This is a genomic window from Erythrobacter sp. HA7-11, from assembly GCF_055693605.1.
Genome location: NZ_JBVFUF010000002.1, coordinates 1,139,258 through 1,153,760, shown reverse-complemented (window position 1 = coordinate 1,153,760; position 14,503 = coordinate 1,139,258). Strand labels below are relative to the sequence as shown.

Sequence of the window (14,503 nt, the reverse complement as noted above, 5' to 3'; positions counted from 1 at the left end):
GACGTTAAACGTTCAGGCCTGCCTTGCGGTTAGGTTCCCATGGGGCAGCGGAAGCGCGGATATAGTCGGAAAATCCGCTTCCGCAAGATGAAAAGCGTTGAGGCGCAGGTAGTTCCCGCCCCATCCGACAAAATCAGAAGGCGACGCTCGGCACCTGATCGACGACGCCCTTTTCGCTGTCATCGAGCCGGTCGAAATCCGCCTGCTCAAAGCCGAGCATGCCGGCGAAAAGCACCGCCGGGAAGCTTTCGCGCGCGGTGTTGAACGACGCAACGGCTGCGTTAAGCGCGCGGCGAGCAGCGGCGAGCTTGTCCTCAACTTCCGAAAGCTCACGCTGAAGCTCTTGAAAATTCGTGTTCGCCTTGAGGTCTGGATAGGCCTCACCCAGCGCTAGCAAATTGTCGAGCGCGATCTTCAATCCCTGCTCGTCGCCCGAATTGGGCTTGCCTTTGGCAGCTGTGTTGCGCGCCTCGATAACCGCTTCCAATGTGCTGGCTTCGTGGCTGGCATAGCCTTTGACGGTCTCAACCAGATTGGGGATCAAGTCGTGGCGCTGTTTCAACTGAGCATCGATATCGGCGACGCCCTGATTCACGTTCTGCCGCTGCCGAACAAGGTTGTTGTAAACCCCGATGACGAGCACCGCCAACAGCAAGGCAAAACCGACAACAATCACCAACGTCCAGAACATCTTTAACCCTCCATTGCCACCTTTGTGTATATTAACAGCAATTGGTTAAGGGAAAACCGAGAGTTTCGTGCTCTCGCACAGTTTCGTGGCGTTCCAAGGGGGCAAAATGCGCGCAGATGTGAATAAGCTGATGGGCGGCGAGCTGGGAAGCTGGCTCGACAGTCAGCAGGACATGCGCGCGCAAGCTAAGAAAAACGCAAGCAATCGCTGGACCATTGCGACAGTCGTCGTGCTGCCGCTGCTCGCCTTCCTGTGGTTCGGCCCCGATTGGGGCAGCGGCATGAAGATCATGATTAGCGCGATCGGCATTGGCGGCGGATATGCCTGGGGTTACATGCCCATTGCCAAGGCGAAGCAGGCGATCAAGATCGGCATCAATTCTGCCATCGCGCGAGAATTGGGCCTTTATTACAGCCACGAAGTTCATGCAGGCAGCGAGTTTGACGATGCCAAGCGCTTTGGCTTGCTTCCAAGCCATGATCGTAGTGACTTCGAAGACCAGTGGTCCGGCGATATCGAAGGTCACCACTTCAAACTCTACGAAGCGCATCTCGAAGAACGACGCGGTTCAGGTAAGAACCGCCGCTGGGTCACGGTGTTTCGCGGGGCAATCATCCGCATGGAATTTGGCCGCAAGTTCGAGTGCACCACACTGCTGCAACGCGCGGGCAAGCATAAAAAATGGTTCGGGCTTGGTGGGCGCAAGGACCGAATTTCCATCAAGGGGCTAGAACTCGCCCTGATCGATCAAGTTCATCCTGCGTTTGAGGACGTCTTTGATGTCTATAGCAATGACAATATCGAAGCACGGGTGTTGGTCGACCCGGCTTATGTCGAACATCTTCTCGCAATCGAGAAAGCTTTTGACGGTGATGCAGTGCGTGCGCTGTTCGCGCATGGCGAGGTGATTATCGCGATTGAGAGCGGCAATTTGTTTGAAAGCGGCCACATCAATGCGGGTGGCGATCATGAGCGCGCCGAAAAAACCGCAAAGCAGTTCGCATCGCTCGCTGGGTTGGCGATCGCGCTCAACAAGCATGAACGCGGCGATCCGCGTGGGCACAGCGGATTTGGTCGAAAGGTCAGTTGAAGCGGTTAGCTCAGCCGGTCTCGGAAATCCTCATATTCAAACCGCTTCACGCATTCGAGCGCATCGGTCTCGCTGTCCCACAGCCAGATGCTTGGCAATTGCACGCCGTTGAAAGTGTTGGTCTTCACCATCGAATAATGCGCCTGATCGAGGAAGGCGAAGCGCGCGCCCGGTTCGGCTTTGACCGGCAGGCGATAGTCTCCAATCACATCGCCGGCTAGGCAGGACGGCCCACCCAGCCGGATCGGAATGACGTCTTCGTCGGTCAGCTCGCCCAGCATGGCGGGACGATACGGCGCCTCGAGCACGTCGGGCATGTGGCACGTCGCTGAGACATCGGTGATTCCGATAGGCATGTCGTTGAAGCCGGTATCGAGCAAAGTGCCCACAAGAATTCCGGCATCGAGCGCGATTGCCTCGCCCGGTTCCAGGTAGATTTCAGCGCCGGTGTCTTCCTTGGCGTCCGTGAGAAATTCGATCAGTTCGTCGCGCTCGTAATCGGCGCGGGTGATGTGATGCCCGCCGCCCATATTGATCCATTTGAGCTGACCGAAATAGGGTTCAATCGCGTCGAACACACGGTCCCATGTTTGCTTGAGCGGCTCGAAAGTCTGCTCGCACAGGTTGTGAAAGTGAATGCCGTCCACGCCGTGCATATGCTCGTCAGTCAGCTGGTCGATGGGAAAGCCGAGCCGCGATCCGGGCGCGCTGGGATCGTATTTGGGCACTTCGCCAGTCGCGACCATCGGATTAATGCGCAGGCCCACCGAGACATCGCCGCCCGTGGTCGCCGCATGGTCGAGGATCAGCGCCGCGCGCCCGATCTGCTCGGGCGAGTTGAAGATCACATGATCGGAAAGTCGGCAAATCTCTTCGAGCTCGTTGGGCTTGTACGCGGGCGAATAGGTTGCGATTTCGCCGTCGTAATACTCGCTGGCGAGCCGCGCCTCCCATAATCCGCTACATGTTGCCCCGTCGAGATATTCGCCGATCAGGGGCGCGACCGCGTGCATCGAGAATGCCTTGAGCGCGGCAAGCACCTTGATGTCTGCTTCGTCGCGGATCTCGGCCAGCACCTGACAGTTAGCGCGCAGCTTTGCTGCATCGACCACGAAAGCGGGACTGTCGACGCGGTTCAAATCAAACTGGGCGAAGGCGCCCGGATCACCGGCTTTGGTTTCCATCAGAAAGAGACCGGTCCGTCCATTTCCTTCACGTTCCACGGCAAGCCGTGCGCGTTGAGCATCTCCATAAAGGGATCGGGATCCATCTCTTCCATATTGAAAACGCCGTCCCCTGACCAAACGCCCTGCACCATCAGAGCGCTACCGATCATCGCGGGAACGCCGGTGGTGTAGCTGACCCCCTGATTGCCGGTTTCTTCGTAGGCCGCTTCGTGGCTGCAGATATTGTTGATGTAGAACGTCTTTTCGCCTGAGCCATCCAGCGCTTCGCCGGTCGCGATGCAGCCGATATTGGTGTTGCCCGTGGTCGTCTCACCGAGCGTTTCCGGCTTGGGCAGAACGGCGGCGAGGAATTGCAGCGGGATGATTTCCCTGCCCTGATAGCGGATCGGCTCAATCCCGGTCATGCCGACATTCTGCAGCACGGTGAGGTGCTTGATGTACTCATCGCCAAAGGTCATCCAGAAGCGCGCGCGCTCGAGCTCGGGCACGAATTTGGCGAGGCTTTCCAGCTCCTCGTGATACATCAGATAGGCATTGCGCTTGCCCACCTCTTCAAAGTCGAACTCGGTCTTCACTTGCATGGCAGGCGTCTCGACCCATTCGCCGTTTTCCCAATGACGCGCGGGAGCGGTCACTTCGCGGATGTTGATTTCGGGGTTGAAGTTGGTCGCAAACGCCTGACCATGATCGCCGCCATTGCAGTCGAGAATGTCGAGTTGGCGGATGGTCTTCAGCTTATGCTTCTTCAGCCACATGGTGAAGACGCTGGTGACGCCGGGATCAAAGCCTGATCCGAGCAGCGCCATCAGGCCGGCCTCTTTGAAGCGGTCGTGATAGGCCCACTGCCATTTGTATTCGAACTTTGCTTCGTCCTTCGGCTCGTAATTGGCGGTGTCGAGATAGTGCACGCCTGCCTCCAGACACGCATCCATGATCGGCAAATCCTGATACGGCAGCGCGAGATTGACGACGAGGCTGGGCTGAACCTTGCGGATCAGTTGCACCATTGCGGGCACTTCTTCCGCGTCGATTTCATAGGTCGATATGTCGACGCCTTCGCGCATTTTGACGCTGGCGGCGATGGCATCGCACTTGCGCTTGGTCCGGCTGGCGAGATGGATATCAGTGAAAATGCCAGCATTTTGCGCCATTTTGTGGACGCAGACCGAGCTAACACCGCCGGCACCGATTACGAGAACTGTAGACATATTGGCTGCCTTTCGAAAATGATTCTTGCGCGCGCATTAGAGCAATGCGCTAAGACCGCAAAATGATCCGAACACCTACTCGTGATGGCGTGCTTGAGGCAGCGCGCAAAATCGCCGAGATCCTGCCTCCTACCCCGCTGCTGCCGGTCGAAATTGTCGGCGTGCAATGCTGGGTAAAGGCAGAGAACCTTCAACCCATTGGCGCATTCAAGATACGCGGAGGCTGGCACAGGCTATCGGCAATGACCGAGGCGGAGCGCGCTGACGGCGTTGTCGCGGTCTCGAGCGGCAACCACGCGCAAGGCGTCGCTTGGGCGGCTCGCAAACTGGGTATCACAGCGACCATCGTGATGCCGCGCGATGCCCCACAGGTGAAGCTCGACAACACGCGCGCGCTCGGAGCGGAGATCGTGCTCTACGACCGGCCTGGCGAGGACCGTGACCAAGTAGCGGCCAAGCTGATTGAGCAGAAAGGCGGAACGCTGGTCCATGCCTTCGGCGATCCGTGGGTGATCGAGGGTCAAGGAAGCGCCGGGATCGAGATTGCGGAGCAGTTGGGCGGTCAGCCAAGCCGCGTTGTCGCGTGCTGCGGCGGCGGAGGCCTAGCCGCAGGTCTCGCCCTCGCCTGCCCCGAAGCGGGGATCCAGGTGGTTGAACCGCACGGCTGGGACATGGTGGGGCAAGCATTGGAGGCTGGCGCGATCGTACCTGTCGGTGATGATGCGCCGACCACCATATGCGACGCACTCCAACCGACCGCGACCAAACAGATTAACCTCGAAGTGCTTGCTGGCCGCGCTGAGCCGGGAGTGACCGTCACCGATGAGGAAGTGCGCGAGGCGCAGCGTTGGGCCTTCGCCAACCTACGCATGGTGATCGAGCCGGGCGGCGCAGCAGCCCTCGCAGCAGCACTGTCAGGGAAAGTACCGCTCGATGATGGCACTGTCATCATGCTCACGGGCGGCAATGCCGATCCCGCAGCCTTTGCGGCGACCATCGCGGACAGCAACGCGGTCGACAACGCAGAAACCTGATCGGTTGCATTTGACAATCGGAACGCGCTCTCGCAGGAACATGGCAAGAGGGAGATAGGGACATCATGCAAGCGCAAATGCTCGCCCCTGCCGCTGTACTGGTGGTGTGGACGCTGATCGTACTGCTGTGGATCATACCGGCGCGTTTTGGCTCTTTGGCGAAGGTCGATAAGTCGAAACTGTCGCGCAAGAAAGGCGCACGCGGTCAAGATCTTGAAGGGGTGATCCCTGACCAGGCGAACTGGCCCGCGCACAACCATACGCACCTGCATGAGCAGCCGACCCTTTTCTACATCACCATCGTCATCCTGACGATCATGGGGCCGGGCGCGCTCGATGTAATGCTGGCCTGGGCCTATGTCGGGCTGCGAATTGTGCACTCGTTCTGGCAAATTCTCGTCAACAAGCTGCCGATCCGATTCGCGCTGTTCTTGGCCAGTTCAATAGTGCTGATCGTCCTAGCCATTCGCGCGGTGATGGCGACACTCTTTCACAATCCCGGAGCGCTTCCGACATGACTGATTTGGTAATCCTGCAACCTGCCGTCGCGCTGATGATCTGGACCATGATCATGTGGGTCTGGATGTACGCGACCCGCATTCCGGCCATGTCCAAGGCGCCGGAAATCGAGGCTCCGTCAAAGCTGGTTGGCAGCACAGGTGCAAGCCTGCGCGAAAAACTGCCCGAAAAGGTCAGTTGGAAGGCGGACAATTACAACCACCTCCATGAGCAACCCACGCTGTTCTACGCAGTGGTGATCGTGCTAGCGATCAGCGGCCACGGCGATGGCGAGCATGCTCTGTTGGCTTGGATCTACACCGGCCTGCGCGTGGCGCATTCTCTGATCCAAGTGACCGCGAACAGAGTGATTGTGCGCTTTGTACTGTTCGCGCTTTCAAGCCTGGTGCTGATCGCGCTGATCTTCCATGCGACGATGGTGGTGTTCGGCTACGCAGTGGAATAGCCGAAACCGGGTTACTCCGCCGCTTCGGCTTGCTCTTCTTCCGCGTCTTCGCGCGCGGCGAGGAAACGCTCACCATCAAGCGCCGCCATGCAGCCCATGCCCGCCGCGGTAACCGCTTGGCGATAGACATGGTCGGTTACATCACCGGCGGCAAACACGCCGGGAATGGCGGTCTTGGGTGTGCCAGGTTCAACATCGAGATAACCGCTTTCGTCCATTGCCAGCTTGCCTTTGAAAAGCTCGGTGGCTGGGGCATGACCGATAGCGACAAACGCGCCATCGACTTCAAGCGTAGAGGTTTCGCCGGTCTGCGTGTCTTCCAGAACGAGGTGATTGAGCGAGCCGTCTTCGCCCGCTTCAAAGCTCTTCACGGTCTTGTTCCACAAGGTCGAAATCTTGTCTGACTTGAACAAGCGGTCTTGCAGGATTTTCTCCGCGCGCAGCTCGTCCCGGCGGTGGATCAGTGTCACGTCATCGGAGTGATTGGTAAGGTAGAGTGCCTCTTCGACGGTACCGTATTGCCGCCGCCGATCACCGCGACCTTTTTGCCGCGATAGAAGAAGCCGTCACAGGTCGCGCAGGCAGACACGCCCTTGCCGCCCAGCTCCTGTTCGCCCGGAGCGCCGAGCCATTTGGCCTGTGCACCGGTGCAGATCACCAGCGTCTCGCCGATATACTCATCGCCGCTGTCACCGATCGCGCGAAACGGAGGACCATTTTCAAGATCAACCGAAACGATCGTGTCCCACATCATGCGCGTGCCGACATGCTCGGCCTGCGCCTTCATCTCTTCCATCAGCCACGGCCCCTGCACCACTTCGCGGTAGCCGGGATAGTTCTCGACATCGGTGGTGATAGTCAGCTGACCGCCTGGCTGAAGCCCCTGCACCACAATTGGCTCCAGCATGGCGCGCGCCGCGTAGATCGCTGCGCTGTATCCCGCAGGGCCCGAGCCGATGATGAGCATTTTTGTGTGATGAGTAGCCATTGAAGTCGTTCCTGTTCGTTTGGCTGATACTTAGGCCCTTCGCGGCGCCGCTTCAATTCGCAGCGAAGAGGTTTGTCTTATGCTTCCACAAGCGCAGCTTTGATCGCCTCTCGCTTTGAAGCATTCACGGCCAAAGCCTGCTCAAGATAGGCATCGGTTGAGCCGAACCGCTCTTGCACAGAGGCACGAGCGGCATTCAGAAAAGCTTCGTCAACGCCCATCAGCACCCGCACGGTCGCTTCATCGATGGCACCGTACTTGTCGCCCATCAGTTCCATTCCGTGCGCGATGCGCTCTTCGTTTCGCGGAGAATGATTGGTGAGCAGGTAATCATGCATCGCATCATCCGGATGCACGCCGAGGATATGGTGCAACAGGTCGACTGCCATCCCGGTGCGGTCCTTCCCTGCCGCGCAGTGGATCAAGCTAGGCCCCTCGCCCCTTGCAAGCGCCTCGAAATAGCGCTGCAACACCCAGGTCAAACCTTCACGGTCAGGCAAAGCGGCATAAAGGCCAACCATTGCGCGGTGGGCGGTTTCTGGATCAAGGCTGCTTTCGGCGGCTTCCAGATGCGGCGCAAGACCTGCCGTCTCACCCTCAAAGTAGAGCACCTCGCCATCAAAGTCTTCGGTTCGGCGACAGGTATGGCGCGCCCGCTCGCTCTCACCCCGAAGGTCGATGACGTGGCGCAAATCCAACTCCGAAACGGTCGATAAGTCGCTCTCACTCGCGTCAGCGTGATGACCCGATCTGAAGAGAAGGCCCGTTCTCACACGCCCGCCTCCGCCGACGGAATAGCCGCCATAATCACGCAGATTATGGATCGCTTCGGTTTTGAGGAATTGCGCGGGCGGCTCTGTTCGAATCATGCCGTACACCCTGGCATCCACCTCGACGCGCAGCAATCAGAATGGATCAAACATACGTTATAGTGCATGAAGCCTCGCAATGGATGGGGATAGTGAAAAACAAGACAAGCCTGACTATGGCTTATGTCCTGATTGCCGATGATGACTGCCAACCGCGACGAAGAGCAGGCGATTTACGGAGGAGGGTAAGACTTTGTCAGGAAGCCGATTGAGGCTGCGCGGCTCGTATTGCCGATCGAAAGACTGCTCAGCCAGCCAGATCAGCGCAGAAATCCTTGGTCCAATTCTGGATGTTGTCGTCGCGGACCGTCGCGACCATCGCTTGATATCGGCTCTTTCGCTCCTCCAGCGGCATATCAAGCGCGGCTCCTATAGCGCGGGCCAAGTCATCGGGACTATGCGGATTGACCAGCACTGCACCCTTCCCGTCGCAACCCAATTGCAAGGCTGCGCCCGCAAATTCTGACAACACCAGCACGCCGGGATCATCCGGGTCTTGCGCGGCGACATATTCCTTCGCAACCAAATTCATCCCATCGCGAAGCGGCGTGACGAGGCCAATCTTGGCGGCGCGGAAAAAGCCATAGAGCTCGCTATGGCTGTGTCCGCGGTTCACATAGCGGATCGGAACAATGTCGACCTCGCTACGCGCGCCGTTGATCTGTCCGGTCTTCTGCTCAAGTTCGGCGCGGATCTTCTGATAGCTCTCGACATCCTCGCGGCTCGGCGGGGCGATCTGAATGAATACAAGATCGCGGGTGCGCTCCGGAGTGTTGTCAAAAAATCGCCCGATGCCGTCAATCCGTTCGGGCAACCCCTTGGAGTAATCGAGCCGATCGACGCCGATCATCCCTGTTCTGCCGCGCATGGAATCGAGAAAACGTGTTTCGGCGTGCTTGGCCTCTTCGGTTGCGCCAACTTGCTGGAAATGATCCCAATCAATGCCAATCGGATACGCCTTTGCGCGCGTTTCGCGGCCCTCAAATGCAATGCGCCCGGTCGCCTCATCGACCTCTGCACCCAGCTCGTTCTCGCAATAGTGCAGGAAGCTGCCGAGCCATTCTTCAGTCTGAAATCCGAGTAGATCATAATCGAGCATGGTGCGCACCAGTCGGTCGTGAAACGGCAGCGACGTCAGGAGGCGCGTGGGAGGCCAAGGGATGTGGAGGAAGAAGCCGATGCGGTTTTTGACACCGCGCTGACGCAGGCGTTCGCCCAAGGGGATCAGATGGTAGTCATGGACCCAGACAAGGTCGTTTTCTTCAATCAGCGGTAGTACGCTGTCGGCGAAACGATCATTGACCCGCTCATAACTTTTGCCGGTCTTGCTCTCATATTCGGTCAGATCGATGCGATAATGGAACAGCGGCCACAGCGTCGAATTGGCATATCCGTTGTAATACTCATCGACGTCGCGCGTCGAAAGGTCGATCGTCGCGGTCGTTACACCATCGCCGCGCTGAAGGTTCATGTTTCCGGTGCGGTCTTCGCTTTCTTGACCCGACCAGCCGAACCACAGCCCGCCATTCTTCTTGAGCGCAGCGTTGAGCGCGCCCGCCAATCCGCCTTGCGCGCCAGCGGCGCCGCGCGCCTTGGGCACAGCGACCCTGTTCGAGATGACGACGAGACGGCTTATCGCACTTCACTCCACGGTTTGGACAAAAGCCCGGCACAATTGATTACACCTACCAGCGAGTAGGTCTGCGGGAAGTTCCCCCAAAGTTCGCCGGTCTCATAGTCGAGGTCTTCGGACAGCAGCCCGCTTTGCGTGGTGTGGCTGAGCATGGTGCTGAAGAGCGTGCGCGCCTCTTCGTCTCGCCCGGCGAGGTGCAAGGCTTCGATGAGCCAGAATGTGCAGACGTTGAAGGCGGTTTCGGGGGCACCAAAATCGTCCTCGGCTGCATAGCGCAGCATGTGATCGCCGCGCCTGAGATCGCGCTCGACTGCAGCAAAGGTCTGCTGGAAACGCTCATTATCAGGCGAGAGAAACCGCAGCTCGACCATCTGCAGCAGGCTTGCATCGAGATAGTCGCTCTCAAAGCTAGCACCGTAATGGCCGCCTTTATCGCCGTTTTCTTTCCACGCTTCACTTTCGATCTTTGCGCGTATGCTCTCAGCCCGCTCGCGCCAGACTTTCGCGCGATCTGTCTTGCCGATATGATCGGCAACATTGGCGAGCCTGTCACACGCCGCCCAGCACATCACGGCGGAATAGGTGTGCACCTCTTGCCGGGTGCGGAACTCCCACAGTCCTGCGTCCGGCTGATCGTGCATAGCCCAAGCCATCTTGCCGACCTGTTCGAGATTCTCGAAATCGCGGTCATCGGCCATCCGGAGTAGACGCTTGTCAAAGAACGCCTGCGCGCTCGGCAGCATTATCTGGCCATAACAGTCATATTGCACTTGCTTATAGGCGGCGTTTCCGCGCCGCACGGGCCCCATGCCGCGATAGCCGGCGAGATAGCTTGCAGTGGTTTCGCTGAGCTCACTTTCACCCATCACCGAGTAAAGCGGCTGAATCTGCCCACCGCGCGCCCCATCCACGATGTTGCGCAAATATCCGAGATATTTCTCCATGACATCGAGCGCGCCCAGCCGGTTCAGAGCCTGCACGGTGTAGTAGGAATCGCGAATCCAGCAGTAACGATAGTCCCAATTGCGCTCGGAATCCGCAGCTTCGGGGATGGAGGTGGTGAGCGCCGCGACAATCGCGCCAGTCTCTTCATGCTGGCACAACTTGAGCGTGATCGCGCAGCGGATGACCTCTTCTTGCCATTCGAGCGGAATGTGAAGGCCGCGTGTCCAGTGCTGCCAGTATTTGCGCGTCTTTTGCTCCATCGAGCGAACGGTTTCGCGCAAGTTTCCGACGAATGGCTCATCTGGACCAAGGAAGAAATGGGTGTCGGTTTCGACCCTGAAGAACCGCCCTTCCTGAATGTACCCGACCGCCGCATCGGTCGACAGGCGCAGCGATTGCGCGCCGGCGAGATAGCGGATGTGATTGGTGCCGTGCGTGGTCTCAGCCAGCTCCGCGCCGTAATTCTTGGTCGGGTTTAGCACCACCTTGATACGCGGATTTCCAGCAATCGGTCGCACGATCCGGACGTAAGACACGGGCCGATACATCCGCCCAGACCGCTCAAAACGCGGACAAAAATCGAGAATCTCCACAGAGCTGCCGTCATCTGCCGTGAGCGTGGTGACAAGATTGGGTGTGTTGCGAATATACTGTTGGCTCGCGCTAACCTGTCCATCGAGCTCGAAGCGCCATATGCCCGCCTCACGCTGGTCTCCATTGAGCAGAGAGGAGAACACCGGGTCGCCGTCGACGCGCGGCACGCAGCCCCATACGAGAGCTCCAGTGCGATCTACCAGGCCCGATACCTGACAATTGCCGATGGGCCATAATTGCAGGTTGGGAACGACGGCTTGCGGTTGGGTCATAAGTCTAACCATACATGCACAGATGCGACATCGGGCAAAGCGAATTCCGCTTTCGTTTCAGATTTCTGCTGAGCTCGCTCTCCCACGATCACACCCGCGCCGCCAAGCTGCGCACATGCCTCAAAGCCTGCTTCGTCGGTCAAATCATCGCCCAAAAAGAAGGGACGCGAGCCAGCAAACGAAGGTTGCGCCATAAATGCGTGCACAGCTTCCGCCTTGCTCGATATATTTGCCACGAGCTCGGCAACAAACTTGCCGCTTTGAGCGCGAAGTCTGTGTTCAGCAGCAAGCTTCTCGACGAAATCGTGCGTGGCCTCGCCTTCTTCGGGCCGGTTGCGATAATGAAGCGCTCCGCCATGCGGTTTTTCTTCAAAATCGACGCCGCGCGCTTCAGAAAACCGTTTCAGCAGCTCCTCAACCTCATTTGATAACCCATTTGGCACTTTGCCAATTTGGTTGCCGTTTTGCGCTCTGACATCTGCGCCGTGAGAGCCCGCCCAGCCAATCGAAGCCGCGCCTACATAATGCTGCAATTCGTCAACCGAACGTCCGCTCACGAGCGCGCAGCGGCCTTCGACGCGCGCAGCCAACCGTTCCAAGCTTAAGTTGAGGCTCTCGCGCACATCAATTGCATCGGGGCGCGAGGCAATCTCTACCAAGGTACCGTCAAAGTCGAGGAACAGCGAGACAGGACCGCTTGCAATCAAGCTCGCAAGAGATGGCGGTTCAGCAAGGCCCGGATTGCGGTGCATTGCAGCGACATATACACTGAGCGCGCTCGGTCAATCGGTCCCCAGTCGCATTACGTATGCATTGACGAGCTCAATCTAATTTATTCGACGATATAGCGTACTCGTAGCGTGAATGCGCTGTTACCCGCCATCGCACCGCTTGGAGTCAAGCGGAAGTCTGTCACGGCGGTGTCGCATCCGTCCGCATCGGCGACCGGGGTGTAGGCGAAGCTCGCACCGTCATTATTCGAGAACTCGATATCATCCGTCGTCGAACCAATGCTCGCGTAATTGTAGGTCAGACCGGTGTTCGAGCTTGGATCGGTAAAGATCACCGGGCCGGTGCCCGCCGAAATCAAACACATTTTCGCATCGGCAGGACCATCATCCAATACGATCACACTATCGGCATCGGTAAAGCCTGCGCCGGTGTTTGACACTGTGATCAGATATTCGACGAGAGCACCTGGAATGGCTTTTGGATTGGTCGAACCATTCACCGGATCGGAGAGCACCGAGCTGATTTTCGTGACCGAGAGATCCGGCAGTTGCGGCGTGCAGAAAGTGAAATCGTGGATGGCAATGCTCTGGTTGCCGGGATTTGTGGGGGCCGACGGGCCATTGCCATATTCGATGACGATTGTGTCGATCGGATCAAGGAAGGTGAATGTGCCGTCGCCCGCATTGGTGGTATCGCCAGCCCCGCCAGAACCGAGCAGCGATGGGCCGCTGATCGTGTTGGCTGAGCCATTGGTCAGAATGGCATTCACGCGAATACCATTGTTGAAACCGTAAACGGTTACGCGGTCCTGAAACGAACTCGACTGGTCGATATCAAAGACCTTGAACTGGGCTCCCGTCACAACACGCGGAAGGGTGACCGTTGTCACGACCTCCTGGCTGCGGTTGTCATTGTCGGCATTGAAAGCGAGACCAAGTTCCGCGGGATTCAGTCCGCCGGATACGGTACCGTCGTCAGGATCGGCGTCTGACCGCCAAACGACGCACGGCTCGTCAAATTCGCGGACGAAACGATGTCGAATTCGATCGTTCCCCAATTGCTCAATTGGTAGGAATTGTTGAGGCTGCCTGCGGCCCAGGTGACTGCATCCCAATCGAAGATAGACTGACCTGCGGGGCATGAGAGAATTGGCGGCGTACCAGATGGGTCATCCGCGACAACAAAACTGGATTGCCCAAAGTCGTCTTCCGTCGTGACTCCGTTGTTGGCTGTGGAATCAGGGTCGGGTTGACTGCTGGCGATGACTTCTGCGGTGTTGGTGATGGTAGTCCCCGCACTCGCATTTATGAAACCCGACACGTCGATCGTTGCGCTGGCTCCAGGCGCAAGAGAGCCCACGGTCCAATCGCCCGTCGTGGAATTAAAGCTGCCATCACCGCTCGCACCGTCAAACGTAAAGCTGCCCGGCAGATTGTCGCGAACAACGACGCCGTTCGCGGTGGTCTCAGAGGCGCTGTCGTTGGTCACGGTGAGGCGCCACGTCACGAATCCGCCATTGCTTGGCGCAGAGCCGAGCAATTGCTTAGATACGGACAAGTCAGCCGTCAGCTGGTTGTATTCGAGGTCAGAGAGCGTGGAAAATTGCCCGCCAGGATCGCCCGTTCCTGTATAGCTAAAGTAAACCAATTGGATCCGGCGGACCGGCTGACCATTAAAATCGAAATACAAGTCACCGTTGGTGCTCGCCGTGTCAGCGTTCGAGGTGCCGATCCAGCCGTTGAGGACAGCATCGTTGGTGCGCGTCTGTGCCACGCCGGTCGTGTAGAACGCGGGATTGTCAGCAGCGTTGATGAATGAACCCGACAAATCGTTGTCGTAATACACCTCCATCGCATCGACAAAGTTGCCGTTGTCGAAATCGTTGATCGAGAACGTCAGGTTCTCAACGGCGCGGCTTAGGGTCACTGTGACGATCACGCGATCCAGCGGGTCATACTCTGAATTGTTGAAGCTCATCAGCAAGGGAGAAACACCAGAGCCTACGGTCCCGGAGAAGTAGCTTACAAAATCACCACCGAATTGCGGAGTGAAGGTACTCGTCCCTTGCGTCTGCGTTGTGAATGTCACCGTCGCGGTTGTGCCGTCAGATCCCGTGACGACGGTTCCGTTTGGCATTGGCGTCAAGCTGGCGACACCTGCGTCGGCCCAGTCGATGTCTGCATCTTGAGCCAAAGCCACTTGCGGCGCGAACAGCGCCAGCATAGCCAGCAGCAATGACGTCACGACGACGCGCAGGTTAGTGAGGTTAATTGACAAGTTCACCGGCCAAGCCCCA

At 58.0% G+C, this 14,503-nt stretch carries 13 protein-coding genes and 1 pseudogene; 4 read left to right on the top strand and 10 right to left on the bottom strand.

The window, feature by feature from the left end:
• Nucleotides 1-133: 133 nt before the first annotated feature.
• Nucleotides 134-691: a LemA family protein gene (locus tag ACZ1GU_RS05995; protein ID WP_472647150.1), complete on the bottom strand. Its 558-nt coding sequence runs from the start codon at nucleotides 689-691 to the stop codon at nucleotides 134-136.
• A gap of 106 nt (nucleotides 692-797) precedes the next feature.
• Here ACZ1GU_RS05995 and ACZ1GU_RS05990 point away from each other — a divergent pair, with 106 nt between their 5' ends.
• Nucleotides 798-1,781, top strand: a complete 984-nt coding sequence (locus ACZ1GU_RS05990; RefSeq protein ID WP_472647149.1) for a DUF3137 domain-containing protein — start codon at nucleotides 798-800, stop codon at nucleotides 1,779-1,781.
• Between the two features lie 5 nt (nucleotides 1,782-1,786).
• On the opposite strand, the gene ACZ1GU_RS05985 is transcribed toward ACZ1GU_RS05990, so the two are convergent.
• Both ACZ1GU_RS05985 and ACZ1GU_RS05980 read right to left on the bottom strand, forming a co-directional pair.
• The gene (locus tag ACZ1GU_RS05985; RefSeq protein ID WP_472647148.1) at nucleotides 1,787-2,965 is read right to left on the bottom strand and encodes a carboxynorspermidine decarboxylase; all 1,179 of its coding nucleotides are present in this window, start codon (nucleotides 2,963-2,965) and stop codon (nucleotides 1,787-1,789) included.
• On the bottom strand, nucleotides 2,965-4,176 hold the full coding sequence (locus ACZ1GU_RS05980) for a saccharopine dehydrogenase family protein (protein ID WP_472647147.1): 1,212 nt from the start codon (nucleotides 4,174-4,176) through the stop codon (nucleotides 2,965-2,967). The genes ACZ1GU_RS05985 and ACZ1GU_RS05980 overlap by 1 nt, the downstream gene beginning before the upstream one ends.
• 62 nt (nucleotides 4,177-4,238) lie before the next feature.
• On the opposite strand from ACZ1GU_RS05980, the gene ACZ1GU_RS05975 reads away from it, so the two are divergent.
• The 3 genes from ACZ1GU_RS05975 (at nucleotide 4,239) to ACZ1GU_RS05965 (ending at nucleotide 6,174) form a co-directional block, all read left to right on the top strand.
• On the top strand, nucleotides 4,239-5,210 hold the full coding sequence (locus ACZ1GU_RS05975; RefSeq protein ID WP_472647146.1) for a threonine ammonia-lyase: 972 nt from the start codon (nucleotides 4,239-4,241) through the stop codon (nucleotides 5,208-5,210).
• 65 nt (nucleotides 5,211-5,275) lie between these two features.
• Entirely contained in the window at nucleotides 5,276-5,728 is a 453-nt protein-coding gene (locus ACZ1GU_RS05970; RefSeq protein WP_472647145.1) for an MAPEG family protein, read from the top strand.
• Nucleotides 5,725-6,174: an MAPEG family protein gene (locus tag ACZ1GU_RS05965; RefSeq protein WP_472647143.1), complete on the top strand. Its 450-nt coding sequence runs from the start codon at nucleotides 5,725-5,727 to the stop codon at nucleotides 6,172-6,174. Before ACZ1GU_RS05970 ends, ACZ1GU_RS05965 begins: the two co-directional genes overlap by 4 nt.
• Nucleotides 6,175-6,185: 11 nt before the next feature.
• Here the strand turns inward: ACZ1GU_RS05965 and trxB are convergent.
• The 7 genes and pseudogenes from trxB to ACZ1GU_RS05930 form a co-directional block, all read right to left on the bottom strand.
• Nucleotides 6,186-7,162: pseudogene (trxB, locus tag ACZ1GU_RS05960) on the bottom strand (thioredoxin-disulfide reductase).
• Between the two features lie 77 nt (nucleotides 7,163-7,239).
• Nucleotides 7,240-8,031 carry a tyrosine-protein phosphatase gene (locus ACZ1GU_RS05955; protein WP_472647142.1) on the bottom strand — a complete coding sequence of 264 codons (792 nt, stop codon included), beginning with the start codon at nucleotides 8,029-8,031 and terminating at the stop codon, nucleotides 7,240-7,242.
• 247 nt (nucleotides 8,032-8,278) lie between these two features.
• Complete coding sequence (locus ACZ1GU_RS05950; RefSeq protein WP_472648723.1) at nucleotides 8,279-9,667, bottom strand: alpha,alpha-trehalose-phosphate synthase (UDP-forming); 1,389 nt, start codon at nucleotides 9,665-9,667, stop codon at nucleotides 8,279-8,281.
• A complete protein-coding gene (locus ACZ1GU_RS05945) occupies nucleotides 9,664-11,475 on the bottom strand; it encodes a glycoside hydrolase family 15 protein (RefSeq protein WP_472647141.1) in 1,812 nt (603 codons plus the stop codon). Before ACZ1GU_RS05945 ends, ACZ1GU_RS05950 begins: the two co-directional genes overlap by 4 nt.
• Entirely contained in the window at nucleotides 11,472-12,227 is a 756-nt protein-coding gene (gene otsB / locus ACZ1GU_RS05940; protein WP_472647140.1) for a trehalose-phosphatase, read from the bottom strand. Before otsB ends, ACZ1GU_RS05945 begins: the two co-directional genes overlap by 4 nt.
• A gap of 80 nt (nucleotides 12,228-12,307) precedes the next feature.
• A complete protein-coding gene (locus tag ACZ1GU_RS05935; RefSeq protein WP_472647139.1) occupies nucleotides 12,308-13,096 on the bottom strand; it encodes a hypothetical protein in 789 nt (262 codons plus the stop codon).
• A 59-nt stretch (nucleotides 13,097-13,155) separates the two neighbouring features.
• Entirely contained in the window at nucleotides 13,156-14,490 is a 1,335-nt protein-coding gene (locus ACZ1GU_RS05930; RefSeq protein WP_472647138.1) for a DUF11 domain-containing protein, read from the bottom strand.
• Nucleotides 14,491-14,503: the final 13 nt, after the last annotated feature.

Bases quoted from the DNA above. Each gene is read 5' to 3' on its own strand.
- ACZ1GU_RS05980 (WP_472647147.1), bottom strand. From the start codon at position 4,176: ATGTCTACAGTTCTCGTAATCGGTGCCGGCGGTGTTAGCTCGGTCTGC.
- ACZ1GU_RS05965 (WP_472647143.1), top strand. From the start codon at position 5,725: ATGACTGATTTGGTAATCCTGCAACCTGCCGTCGCGCTGATGATCTGG.
- ACZ1GU_RS05985 (WP_472647148.1), bottom strand. From the start codon at position 2,965: ATGGAAACCAAAGCCGGTGATCCGGGCGCCTTCGCCCAGTTTGATTTG.
- ACZ1GU_RS05990 (WP_472647149.1), top strand. From the start codon at position 798: ATGCGCGCAGATGTGAATAAGCTGATGGGCGGCGAGCTGGGAAGCTGG.
- otsB (WP_472647140.1), bottom strand. From the start codon at position 12,227: ATGCACCGCAATCCGGGCCTTGCTGAACCGCCATCTCTTGCGAGCTTG.
- ACZ1GU_RS05975 (WP_472647146.1), top strand. From the start codon at position 4,239: ATGATCCGAACACCTACTCGTGATGGCGTGCTTGAGGCAGCGCGCAAA.
- ACZ1GU_RS05955 (WP_472647142.1), bottom strand. From the start codon at position 8,031: ATGATTCGAACAGAGCCGCCCGCGCAATTCCTCAAAACCGAAGCGATC.
- ACZ1GU_RS05970 (WP_472647145.1), top strand. From the start codon at position 5,276: ATGCAAGCGCAAATGCTCGCCCCTGCCGCTGTACTGGTGGTGTGGACG.
- ACZ1GU_RS05945 (WP_472647141.1), bottom strand. From the start codon at position 11,475: ATGACCCAACCGCAAGCCGTCGTTCCCAACCTGCAATTATGGCCCATC.
- ACZ1GU_RS05995 (WP_472647150.1), bottom strand. From the start codon at position 691: ATGTTCTGGACGTTGGTGATTGTTGTCGGTTTTGCCTTGCTGTTGGCG.